Raw genomic sequence first — 12,486 nt, 5'->3', positions numbered from 1 at the left:
ATTAACCATATGAAAAATTTTCTCAAGACGGTCTTGGCTGTCATTATAGGACTCTTTGCCTCATTATGCCTGATGCTTTTGACCTTTATAGTTATTGCTTCAGTGTCATCACAAGGAGAAGGAGAACTAGAAGTAAAGCCTAACTCCGTACTGGAACTCCACTTTAAGGAACCTGTATATGAGTTCAGTGAAGCGATTCGGATTAAAGACTTCAATTTTGAGGTTGCCAAAGATAATACCCTTCCTGCTATCCTTAGAGCCATTAAGTATGCCAAAACAGATGATCACATTAAGGGAATTGTTATCAGCTCAGTGGAAGGTGTACAAGGAAAGGCACACTTAGCAAACATCCGTAAGGCAGTAGCAGACTTCAAGACCTCTGGAAAATTTGTTTATGCTTTCAGTGAAAGTGCCTCTCAATATGATTATTTTCTACAGAGTGTAGCCGACTCTGTTTTTGTAGGAACATTAGGCTCAGTAGAAGTAAAAGGACTCAGTGCTGAGGTGCTCTACCTAAAAGATTTTGAAGACAAGACCGGTGTGAAAATGGAAGTTTTCCGCCACGGAAAGTACAAAAGTGCCGTAGAACCCTTCCTAGAGAACAAAATGAGTGAAGCTAATCGTGAGCAAATCGGTACCTACTTACAATCCTTATGGGAAAGCTACCTCTCTGAAGTGACCCAAAGCCGAAACCTCTCTCGAGAAAGCCTTAATCAAGCTGCTGATAGCCTCTGGGGACGTACTGCAGAACACGCCCTGAAACATCATTTGGTAGATAGAATTGCTTTCCGAGATGAGTTCGAGAATAGCCTTTGTAAAGCTACAGGAAGCAAAGAATGGAAAGATATTCGCCTTGTCCCCATTGAAAGATATACCAAGGAAGTTACCGAAAAACACCAAAAAGAGGCTCTAAAACGAATAAAAAATGATAAAATAGCGGTTATCTTCTGTGATGGGGAAATTATTGACGGAAAGTCCCAAAAAGGAAGGGTGGGTAACGAAACCATTATTGCTTCCTTACGCAGTGCCAAAGAAGACAAATCCATAAAGGCTATTATACTTAGGGTGAATTCCCCCGGTGGAAGTGGCTTAGCCTCAGAGCTTATCCATAGGGAAATAGAGCTTACCCAAAAGGTAAAACCCGTATATACCTCTATGGGAAATGTAGCTGCCTCAGGAGGGTATTACATTGCCTGTAATTCTAAACGCATTTTCGCAGACAAAGAAACACTTACAGGTTCCATTGGAGTATTTGGGCTTATTCCAAATATCAAAGCTCTTGCCGACAAATGGGGAATTAATGGAGAACAAGTACAAACCCATCCTAATGCCCTTACCTATAGCTTCTTTGAAGAAACACCTGAGAAAACCAAAGAAGTCATTTCCGAAGGAATAGAGCTTTTCTATCAAAAATTCGTACAGCGTGTAGCCGATGGACGTAAGCTTACTTGGAATCAAGTAGATTCCCTTGCACAAGGGCGGGTATGGACAGGGGTTGATGCCCTTAAGAATGGACTGATAGACCAGATAGGAGACCTTAATACTACTATTGAATATGTTGCAGGAGAAAACAAGCTTCCTAAGGATTATATAGTGCTCTCCTACCCTATCATTGAGATGGAAGTAGAAGACTATCTCAAGGCACGATGGAATTCCTCTACTAAAGCAGAGCTACAAGCCCTCTTAAGAGAAGAGATTGGAAAAGAGACTTATGACCAACTCCAGAGAATCAAAGCTCCTATGCAAGTACAAGGCTCCTTACAGGCAAGAATTCCTTTTAATTTGGAAGTAAAATAAACTAATGAATAATTTCTTTATAAAAGGGAGGATAAGCTTTCTGAAGGCTTTCCTCCTCTTCCATTAGGAAGGGTTTTTGTAAGGATTCTATATAACTGATGAGTTCTGTAGGAAGTACTCCTTTGACTGTAGTGATGGCATCGGAGTAACGGCTAGCAATCTTGATAAGGCTAATACTATTAGGAGTTTTAAGTTCTGGTGCGATTTTTGCAGTGATATCATCAAAAGCCATTTTCTTAAGAAGAGCTTCGTTGAGATTACCTTCAAAAGGTTCTCTTAGGAAAGAAGTAATCACCTTGGTATGAGAGAAAATAGGATCTTCCTTATAGTAAGTATGTAAGTACAAAGGAAGTAAGCTTCCTAACCAGCCTTGTATATGAATCAAGTCCGGAGACCAATTCAGCTTTCGAACTGTCTCAAGTATACCTTTGGCAAAGAAAATGCAACGTTCATCATTATCTGGATAAAGCTTTCCACCCTTATCAAAGGAGTTTTCGAGCTTAAAATATTCATCATTATCAATGAAATAGACCTGCATACGTTCTTTCTGGATAGAAGCTACCTTAATAATCAAGGGCATATCCACATCATTGATGACCAAGTTCATTCCCGAAAGGCGAATCACCTCGTGTAACTGGTGACGTCGCTCATTGATATCCCCGTAACGTGGGGTAAAAATACGCAACTGACCCCCTGTAGTATTAAGGGCTCTAGCTAAGTTAAAAGACAATTTTGAAATTTCTGTTTCAGGCTGGTAAGGTAATACCTCAGAGGTTACATAAAGAATCTTTTTATCTTTCATAGCGTATTATACCAATTTTCGGACTATCTTCGGGACAAAGTTACAAAAAAATTATTATAATTCGTTTATTTTTCAATTTTTATTTCTATAATTCTTAAAACAATGAAAATATTTAACAAAAAATTAGATTTGCAGCAGTTTTTAGCTCCTTTTTACCTAGAAAAAAAGGCTGTAGGACTGGTTCCTACAATGGGTGCCTTACACGAAGGACATCTATCACTGATTCAAAAAGCTCTAAGTGAAAATGATATTGTCGTGGTGAGTATCTTCGTGAATCCTACTCAGTTCAATAATGCTGAAGATTTAGAAAAATATCCACGTAACCTTTCTGGAGATATAAAAACTATAGAACGCTTATCACAGAAAGTGGTTATTTTTGCTCCAGAAATCTCAGAAATGTACGAGAATACTCCCAAAGCTATATCGTTTGATTTTGGAGGGTTAGATAAAGTAATGGAGGGCAAATTCCGTGAGGGACATTTCCAAGGAGTAGCTACCATTGTGGAAAAGCTCTTTGAACTGGTAAAACCTACTCGTGCTTATTTTGGAGAAAAGGATTATCAACAGATTCTTATTATCAAAAGTATGCTTGAGCAAAGGAAGCTCCCTGTAACCCTTGTCCCCTGCCCTATTATCCGTGAAGAAAGTGGGCTGGCAATGAGTTCTCGTAATGAAAGGCTTTCCCCTGAGGGTCGTAAGCAGGCAGCTTTCATTTATTCTGTACTACAAGAAGCTCAAAAACTATTCACTACAGCTTCAGTAGCTGAAGTAGAAGCCTTCGTGAAAGAGCAGTTCTCACAGAAGGAAGGTTTTGATTTGGAATATTTTACTATTACAAAAGCTGATACCCTTAAGGAAGTAAAGGAAAAAAAATCTAGTGAGTCCTACCGAGCTTTCATTACGGTATATGTGGAGGGAGTTCGGCTTATTGATAACATTGCTTTATAACCTACCTAATGAATCAGATTAGCAGTACACAGAACCCTCTGGTGAAGTATCTTTTTGCCCTTACACAGAAGTCCAAAGAGCGAAAGCTTCATAATGAATTTCTCATAGAAGGAAAGCGGGAGATTACACTTGCCATAGGAGCTCATTATCGAATAAAGCAAATTTTCTTTACACCCTCTATCTGTCCTTTGGAAGAAGTAGAAGCCTCTTTCAAGGGGTATCCCATTACTGAAATCTCCTCACAGGTATATGAAAAACTCTCTTACCGTTCTTCCACTGAAGGAGTTCTTGCATTGGCTGAAAGCAAAACACATAAGATTCAAGACCTTTCTATACAGAAGCCCTCTCCCCTACTACTGGTAGCTGAAGCACCTGAAAAACCAGGAAATATAGGAGCTCTCTTAAGAACTGCCGATGCAGCTGGTATTGATGGTGTATGTATAGCAAACCCTAAAACAGACCTATATAACCCCAATATTATCCGCGCTAGTATAGGAACAGTATTCACCACTCCTATTGCTGTAGGAAGTACGAAGGAAATACTCCATTTCTTGTGTGAGAAGTCATTCACTATCTATTGTGCAGCTCTCTCTGCCTCAGTTCCCTATGATAGCGTCTCGTACCAGAATCCTACAGCTATTGTAGTAGGTACTGAGGATGAGGGACTTTCCAAAGATTGGCTAGAGGCTTCCTCTCAGAATATCATTATTCCTATGAATGGAAAAATTGATTCAATGAATGTATCGGTAAGTGCGGGTATCTTAGTTTTTGAGGCTCTCCGACAGAGAAAAAAATAGTTAAAAACTAAAAACATTACTAAAATATATAACATTGCTTGCTTATTGTGATAAGCAAGCAATTTATTTATTATCAATGATTTACATATAATATAGATTCGTTATAAAATAATAATTATTCAGTAAAAAAATATATTTATTGAACAATTATTCGTATATTTTTATTATTTTACAAAAAAAATTTGTTTTTATAAAATATTATTTATATTTTTGCAAAAGATAAAACCAATATATTTTATATGAAAAAAATGTTATTTATACTGTGTGCTTCCTTCCTCTTTACCTATTGTAAAAAAGAAGAAGAAAATAAAGGAGCAGAAGATAACCAACAAGAATGTATTTTTCCCTATAATCTGTATGTTATAGTCCCAAGAAATGCTCCTGAGTATCCTTATTTTATGAAAAATAGGCAAATAGACCAAGATTCTATCTACTTTTTCAGAAAGGTAAATGGAGTAGAAGTAGATAAGAAAAATCGTAATAAATCTATAAATTTTTCTTCCCATTATTCACTTATTAGAGACAGAGATGCTATACATATGTTATATAATATTCCTGACCTAACTAAGCTTTTCACAGGGCAGAAAGAAACCTTTTATCTTAAGAACAGAACCAAAACTTATAAGATAGATGTATTAGGTAATTATGGAATGACTGAAAGATGTGGTATCTATTATCAGCTAAAAGAGGCTTATGTAAATGATATAAAACAGGCTGATAGCATCACTGAAAAAAAATATATCAAGATTTGGTAACCTACTGAGCATTTCGTTATTATTCATAAAAATCAATTGGAAATAAACTCTAAAATATATTTTAGGGTTTATTTTTTTTGTAAAAATTTTTCTTTTATAATTACCATTTTTTCTGTATATTTGCTTTTTATTTATAAGATGATAGAAGGTATTTTTGTAGCCATTTCATTGGGAATAATGCTTGCTTTCACCATAGGACCGGTATTCTTTATCCTGATAGAAACGAGCATCACCAAGGGTATTCGTTCTGCTTTGGCTTTTGACTTAGGAGCTATCTCAGGCGATATATTTTTTATTCTTTTAGCTTATTGGGGTACTTCCCAACTCTCTGCTTATATAGAAAATAATCCTAATTTATTCCTCTATGGAGGGCTTTTAATCATCATTTATGGACTATTTTCCTACCTGAAGGAACGCAAAGATTTCCGTAAGCATCCTCCCCAGATGCATATTACTACTCTAGAAGACAAGAACTACTTTACGCTTTTCTACAAAGGATTTCTTCTGAATATCATCAATGTAGGTGTGTTTGCATATTGGCTAGCAACTATTGCTGCTTTCTCTTCCCGAGAGGGCATTACCCCTACAGAAGTACTTATTTTCTTAGGTACTATTCTTAGCACTTACCTGATAGTGGATATCATCAAGATTCTTATCGCTAAGCGACTTCGCCATAAGCTTACTCCTACTAATATCCACAAGATTAAGCAAGGGATTAACCTTTTCCTAGTAGGCTTTGGAATTTTCTTAGCTTTGAGTGGTATTTTTCCTAATTTTCTTCATTCAGTAAAAGCTCTTTTTTAGAGTTTTTCTTCTTTATGGCATAAAAAAAGAAAATGTTCCACGTGGAGCATTTTCTTTAAAAACCAATCAAAAAAGTAAATTATCGTGAAAAATTATTTTTTTTCATTCAATGCTCTTACTACTTCAGCAGTGATATCTTTGCTTTCCTTACCATAATGAACGCTTCCTCCATCATTAGCTCCTAGAATGAAGTCATAATCATTCTTTTTACCATATTCTTTGATGAAGTTCTTTACTTTCTTAAGTAAGGTATCCATTTTGGTACGGCTTTCTTCCTGAATAGCGTGTTCTTCAGCCATTAACTGTTGCTGAAGCATTTGGCTTTCCTGAGATAGTTCTTTGAATCGCTGTTCTGCAACAGCAGGGGCTAGGCTTTTTGCTTGTGCTTCAAAAGCCTGTGCTTTTATCTGAAAAGCCTGTGAAATACTATCACGCTTATGCTGATATTTATCAATTTTTGCTTTTAGCATTGTTTCCAAATCTTTCTTTTCTTGGTAATCATCTAAAAGCTTACTATTATCTACAAAAGCAATTTTTTGCGCTTCTTGGCAAGAGGCAAGACTTAGTAAAAGGCTGATACTTAGGATAACTTTATTCATAACATATACTTTATCAAAACTTGGTACAAATGTACGAAAGAAAATAGTAATCTCCTTTATTTTTAACAAAATAAATAGAAATTCAATAATTGTTTAACTTTTCACTCCTTTTTAAACTAATAAAAATAAGTTTTTAATTGTTTATTCTTTTATTTTTAACAAGTAAATAAGAGAAGAATATTCTCCTGTAGAGAAAGCAGAAATATTAGAACACAAGCCATTATAACATCCTTTGAGAAAATTCATTTTTTCTGACTTATACTTTTCTGAAAGCAAACTTACGTAAAAAGCATCAAAATACATAGGTTTCACACCTATAAGCTCAAATCCTTGTTGCTGAAAGAGGAGGCGAATACTCTCTTGAGAGAAGTGCCAAAGATGACGAGGTACATCCCAAGCTGCCCAATATTCTTTATAGAGTTGTGCATCCTTACTTTTATAATTAGGAACAGCTATCAGAAGTAACCCTTCTTTACTCAAGTGATTTTTCAAGAAATGAATCTGTTCCTGTAAGTGAGGAATATGTTCTAATACGTGCCAAAGGGTAATAACCTCAAAAGTAGTCGAAATATTTTCTTGTTTTTCCTCAAGGAAAATACCCTTCTCTCCTGCCCTATGACGAGCTTTTGCTTCGGGTTCTATTCCACTCACTTGCCAGCCTCTTTCCTGAGCTACACGCAAGAAATCTCCCGTACCCGCTCCTATATCCAAGAGTTTTCCTTTAGATACATATTTTTCTATCAACTTTATTTTCTGCTGAAGTGTATATTTTTTTACTAATTGATAGAGCCGTTCGAAGAGTCCTTTATTTCCATCAGTATGGGAAATATATGCTTTACTTTGGTAATACTTTTCTAAATTTTCAGGTACAGGAGTGGTTCGATATAGTTTATATATATCATCATATACCAAAGAAAAGTCCTCTCCACTTACACTATAATCTTTTACTTTCATTTCAAAAAAATGTTCCACGTGGAACTTTAATTTTATATTTCTACATTTTTACAAAATATATCCTTTTCTTCTAAAAAAACAGCTTTCAGAAACCTATCAAATTTCAATTATTTTTTCATTTTAATATGAATATTCATTATAGGTTAAAATCATTGAAAAATACATACTTAAAATAATTTTTTAACTTTTGAAATACTATTTGTTCCACGTGGAACATTATTTTTTGAATAATTTCATACAAAAATCCGAAAAAGAATAAGCTACTGTTATAATTGCTTCCACATTATAGCCTTCTAATTCATAATCGGAAAACTTTACTTCTCCCGTTTGTATATCTATCCAGAAATCCCCTCCTGCTCCATAAGCAAAAGGAAAATGAAAATCCATAAAATCATCAAACTCTTCTGAATAGCCCGAACGTATAAGAATTATTTTCTCAATAGAATCTGAAAGTATTTTTTTAGAATCTACCAAAGAAAATTTGTAAAAACCTTCTATAATAAGATTATACTTATTATTTTTAAATTCATAAGGAAAAAAGATTTTCTCTTCAAAAACACCTCCATTATAAGAAATATAAAAATTTATAAGATTTTCTTTATCTACAAAATCAAAAGGTATCACCTCATTAATATCCTCAAGGGAAACTTTTTCTCCATTATGAGTGAGTGTTATATTTTTAGATTTCAAATTTTCTATAAGAGTCATATTTACCAATTATTTTTTAAATAGCTAAAAAAATAGCTTTCAGAAACCTATCAAATTTCAATTATTTTTAATTATTGATATAAATATATATTTACTACGTAAATTATTGAAATTTTAGTATTTAAAATTAATTTTAATATTTTTGAAATATCATTATGTTCCACGTGGAACAATTATTTAGCAAAATAAAACTCTTTCAAATAAAAAGGTTCAAAGTAAGCAAGATTTTCAAAATTTTCCTCTTTATACTTGATAAATGCTAAACCACCCATATCCTTAGCAGAAGGAAACTGCTTTGTTATGAAATGAGCATTTGGATGATTACAAATTTCTTGAAACTTATCACTTCCATCTCCTAAGAATACTATTTTTCCTTTCTCAAGGTAATTATAGAATGATGCTTCGGTAAGGATTTCTGCTCGCTCCTCTTCTACAGATTGCATAGTAGCATCATATACAGTAGTAAATACTTCCATCCTACGAGCATCTATCATAGGAATACAATAAGAAAAATCCGCTGAACAAGCCATAGCTTTCTCCGCTAATATACGTAAAGTAGAAATAGCTATCAAGGGAATATTCCAAGCATAACACAAGCCCTTAGCAGTAGCAGTCCCTATCCGTAAGCCTGTATAAGAACCAGGTCCAGCACTAATAGCTACTGCATCTATCCGAGAAATAGCTGTTTGCTCAAGAATTCTCTCAATAAAAATATGCAAATTCTCTGAATGCGAAAAATGTTCTGTTTGTTCTTCTATCAAACTTATTTGAGTCATATCTTCAAAGAGAGCTACAGAACAATTCTTTCCTGAAGTCTCCAAACATAAAATAGTAGGCATAACAATTATTTTTTAATGATAGAAATATAAAAGTTCACTTAAGTAATTAAAACTTTAAAAAACAGCTTTCAGAAACCTATCAAATTTCAATTATTTTTATTTTTTAATATGAATATATATTATACACAAAAATGATTTAAAAATGCTATTTTAAAATCATTTTTTATATTTTTAATCAATTGTTCCACGTGGAACATCACTTATTTATTAATTACAGCTACGTAAAAAGGTCTTGTAACAACTTTTCCATTTTTAGAAAAAATTTCCTCTGTAAAAGAAAAAATCTCAAAAGAAGAAAAACCTATAGAAAGAAATAATTCTTTAAGTCGAGAATTTGAATAAAAAGTAAAAACCTCTTTAGTAAAGGGCATTTGTTCTCCAAATTCTTTATCTATATAACCTAATACCAATTTTCCCTTATCAATAAGTAAATTATAAATCTGCTTGAAATATTTCTCAAAATCTGTAATAAAATAATAAGTATTCACTGAAAAACAAACAGAAAAAGAAGTAGCAAAAGTGGGCAACTCCTCTCCTATTCCTTGCAAGAAAACTACACTTCCCTCTTCTTCGAGTTTTTGATTATTTATTCTAGCTTGTTGTATCATTGGAAGGGAATGCTCTATTCCTGTATAATAAATTCCCTTAGCTTTAGAAAAAAGATAAGACAAATGTTTTCCATTTCCAAAACCTATTTCTAGTAAAGATTCTCCTCCTTGTAAGGAAAAATAATCTATAGTTGTTTCTATCATATTACGATTAGAAGCAAAAATATAATCACCTATCTCTGTAGCAAGCAAACCATGAGGACAGCGCAATTGTCTACCCAAAACTAAATTATCTGTAATAGGAGGATTCATATAATAAAAATAAAATGCAAAAGTACAAAAAAATGATATATCTAAAAAGTTTTAATAATATTATATGTTCCACGTGGAACATATAATATTATTTTTTTAAATTGTTCCACGTGGAACAATTTGTATTCTATATAAATTTAGTAAAAAAACAGGAAACTAAAAATAGTTTTGCTGTTTTAGACTAAAATATTAATTACTTTTATGTCTTGTATATCATTTTGTACTATTACACTGTAAGTAGTAAAATAATAATGTAAAAATATATTCCTTATATTTATAGAAAATTAGAATTTAAAATTCAACTGAAACTCAAAAGTAAGCGGACGTATATAAGAACCTGTAACTAAAGTACCTTCTGCATCTTGTATATTAGCATAAGGCACCTCCGAATTAGCTATACTTGTAGAAGCTCCCGTCTGGTTGAAAATATTCACTACATTAAATCCTAAGTTAAAATGTTTATTGATATCATATGAAGAAGAAAAGAAAGATTCCCAACGAGGTTCTATGAAAAATTGATTTGTAAGGCTCACATATTGCTTACTAAAATAACGAAAATTCAACCCAAAACGAAATTTATTAATACTATAACTAGGATCTATTTCCATCAGTACTTTAGAGATTCCATTCACTACGTTGCCATCATAACTAATAGGCTGTGAGTTGAACGGATTCACCCAACTATAGTTATTATATTCTGGATTCTGCAATGTAATGAGATAGTGTAATTGAAAATTATTGAAAGGTTTTAATACCATATCGGTAGTCCATCCTATGGTCTTAATATCGTAATGAACAGAAACTACCCTATTCTGGTTACTATGCCTATCAGAAATACTCAAGCGTGTCTGATAATTATTACGTGTAAGGGTAGATACCTGAGAAACTAAGCTCAGCCAATTATTATTATAATAAATACCTCCAGACAAGAAAGGTGTTTTGGTTTTAGCAAAATCAGGTGTATAAGCACCTGAATAATCTTCCAAGTATCCGTGCTTCTCCTGATAAGTGAAGTTACCCAGCAAGCCAAATTTTGGTGTAAGTTTTATTACTGTTCTTAGGTCTCCATTGAGATGATACCAATCGTGATTAAAAGTAGTGAAAGGCTGATGAAGTACCGTATTGGTAGCTACACGAGGTTGCAAGCTATAGTCACCCTCCATTTTCTGATATCTAAAATTAGCTCCATAGGACAAATCAAGCCAAGGAGTTACCGCCCAGCTATCAGAGGCATAAGCAGTAATCTTAGTTTCATAACCATCGTGATACTCCCCTCCTACATTGTAATCAAAGAAAGGATCTGTAGTTCCATTTTTGTAAAGCATACGAGGTTGCTTCTCTACAGAATGAAAAAGAAAAGTACGATCTTGGTGATAATGATCTTCTCTATAATACTGTCCCAATACTCCAAAACGCCATTGATGAGTAGCTGTTTTCTTCTCTGCCCATAAGCGTGTCATCCAAGTAGTAGTAGGAGTTTTTGGAGAAAAAATAGCCAACATACGCTGTACATATTCGCCTATATAAGGAGTACCATCCTGATAAGTATAGCTATCAGTCCCTCTAACTACAGTCCCTGCCAAAAGCGGAATAGGCGCAGAAGATTCCGCATAGCGAATACGAGTAGAATGCTTCAAGAGCCAATCCTTACCCATATCGTGCTTACCCCATAAGTCAAAAGTATGAGAAAAAGACCAAAGTGGTGAATCACTACCTTCAAAATTAGCCCTGTAAGGCTCTCCTGTAAGTATATTTTTAAAAATAACATATCCATCACTAAGCATATAAGAGTCTGTACCTATCCCTATGCCTTTGTATTCCGTTACCTTTCCATCGGTATGATATACAAAAGGGGCGTAATGACCTATAATCTTCGAATGAGCATACTTATAACCAAGGTTAATCTCGTTTTTCTCATCAAATCGGTAGGTCATTACGCCTCTGAATAATTGAGTATCATCAATAAGTCTACTTCCTTTGTGCTTGGCTTCCCCTGGATCTCCTGTAACCAAAGCACCTAAAGCATAATGCCAATTACTATTTCCAAAACGTCCGCTTAAGTTCACATCACCTAAATAATAGCCGTGATGATTGCCTTTGATAGTTCCTACTAGCTGTGTTCTATCGCTACCTGTTTTGGTATAAGAACTCACCGCATAACCAAAATCCCCGAGAGTAACTGTGGATTCGCTTACCGACACAAGTCCAGCCATATCCAAGCTCTGTGAAGGTCGCCACGTACGACTGGGAAGCTCAGGCCAGAAATGATACACCACAGGTAAGTCATTCTCCAAAACTGTAATACCTCCTACCGAAGAGGGAAGCCCTATATTCACTTCCCGAGGACCCGTATTAGAAGATGCATTTAGCATTACATTACGATTCTCTTCTGTATCAGGTGCTTTTTGCTTTTGAGAAAGCGAATCTTTCTGTTGTGCCATCAAAGAAGCGCCTAAAAATAGAGAAAAAAATAAGAAATAATTACATTCCATACATCAAAAAATTTATAATTTTTACAGCTACGAATATACAAATATTTTTTCAAAAAAATATATATTTTTTACAATAGATATAAATGATATGTATGAATAATCTGATAAGAAAAATCAATACTAAAAAATAA

The 12,486-nt window shown here is 34.0% G+C and carries 12 protein-coding genes; 5 read left to right on the top strand and 7 right to left on the bottom strand.

Annotated features, from left to right (window positions below; translation table 11 throughout):
- Positions 1-9 precede the first annotated feature (9 nt).
- Entirely contained in the window at positions 10-1,797 is a 1,788-nt protein-coding gene (sppA, locus tag RYK20_RS00630; protein WP_314894037.1) for a signal peptide peptidase SppA, read from the top strand.
- Between the two features lies 1 nt (position 1,798).
- On the opposite strand, the gene RYK20_RS00625 is transcribed toward sppA, so the two are convergent.
- Positions 1,799-2,599 carry a glycogen/starch synthase gene (locus RYK20_RS00625; RefSeq protein WP_297979569.1) on the bottom strand — a complete coding sequence of 267 codons (801 nt, stop codon included), beginning with the start codon at positions 2,597-2,599 and terminating at the stop codon, positions 1,799-1,801.
- A 102-nt stretch (positions 2,600-2,701) separates the two neighbouring features.
- Between RYK20_RS00625 and panC the strand changes: the two genes are divergently transcribed.
- From panC to RYK20_RS00605, 4 genes are all read left to right on the top strand, one after another.
- Entirely contained in the window at positions 2,702-3,547 is an 846-nt protein-coding gene (panC, locus tag RYK20_RS00620) for a pantoate--beta-alanine ligase (protein WP_314894036.1), read from the top strand.
- Between the two features lie 8 nt (positions 3,548-3,555).
- The gene (locus RYK20_RS00615; RefSeq protein ID WP_314894035.1) at positions 3,556-4,344 is read left to right on the top strand and encodes an RNA methyltransferase; all 789 of its coding nucleotides are present in this window, start codon (positions 3,556-3,558) and stop codon (positions 4,342-4,344) included.
- Positions 4,345-4,592: 248 nt separating this feature from the next.
- Positions 4,593-5,099, top strand: a complete 507-nt coding sequence (locus RYK20_RS00610) for a hypothetical protein (RefSeq protein WP_314894034.1) — start codon at positions 4,593-4,595, stop codon at positions 5,097-5,099.
- 138 nt (positions 5,100-5,237) lie between these two features.
- Positions 5,238-5,903, top strand: a complete 666-nt coding sequence (locus RYK20_RS00605; RefSeq protein WP_314800821.1) for a LysE family translocator — start codon at positions 5,238-5,240, stop codon at positions 5,901-5,903.
- Between the two features lie 92 nt (positions 5,904-5,995).
- On the opposite strand, the gene RYK20_RS00600 is transcribed toward RYK20_RS00605, so the two are convergent.
- The 6 genes from RYK20_RS00600 to RYK20_RS00575 all read right to left on the bottom strand — a co-directional run bounded on the left by RYK20_RS00600 (position 5,996) and on the right by RYK20_RS00575 (position 12,355).
- Positions 5,996-6,502 (bottom strand): OmpH family outer membrane protein, encoded by a 507-nt coding sequence (locus tag RYK20_RS00600; protein ID WP_314894033.1) that lies wholly within the window; start codon positions 6,500-6,502, stop codon positions 5,996-5,998.
- 141 nt (positions 6,503-6,643) lie between these two features.
- On the bottom strand, positions 6,644-7,456 hold the full coding sequence (locus RYK20_RS00595) for a class I SAM-dependent methyltransferase (RefSeq protein ID WP_314894032.1): 813 nt from the start codon (positions 7,454-7,456) through the stop codon (positions 6,644-6,646).
- A gap of 216 nt (positions 7,457-7,672) precedes the next feature.
- Positions 7,673-8,164, bottom strand: a complete 492-nt coding sequence (locus tag RYK20_RS00590) for a hypothetical protein (protein WP_314894031.1) — start codon at positions 8,162-8,164, stop codon at positions 7,673-7,675.
- A gap of 173 nt (positions 8,165-8,337) precedes the next feature.
- Positions 8,338-9,003 (bottom strand): tRNA (adenosine(37)-N6)-threonylcarbamoyltransferase complex dimerization subunit type 1 TsaB, encoded by a 666-nt coding sequence (gene tsaB, locus RYK20_RS00585; RefSeq protein WP_314894030.1) that lies wholly within the window; start codon positions 9,001-9,003, stop codon positions 8,338-8,340.
- Positions 9,004-9,203: 200 nt separating this feature from the next.
- Complete coding sequence (locus RYK20_RS00580) at positions 9,204-9,863, bottom strand: class I SAM-dependent methyltransferase (RefSeq protein ID WP_314894029.1); 660 nt, start codon at positions 9,861-9,863, stop codon at positions 9,204-9,206.
- Between the two features lie 284 nt (positions 9,864-10,147).
- Positions 10,148-12,355: a TonB-dependent receptor gene (locus RYK20_RS00575; protein WP_314894028.1), complete on the bottom strand. Its 2,208-nt coding sequence runs from the start codon at positions 12,353-12,355 to the stop codon at positions 10,148-10,150.
- Positions 12,356-12,486 lie beyond the last annotated feature (131 nt).

The organism is uncultured Capnocytophaga sp., assembly GCF_963525585.1.
Taxonomy (GTDB): domain Bacteria; phylum Bacteroidota; class Bacteroidia; order Flavobacteriales; family Flavobacteriaceae; genus Capnocytophaga.
This window is presented reverse-complemented; position numbering and strand designations above follow the sequence as displayed.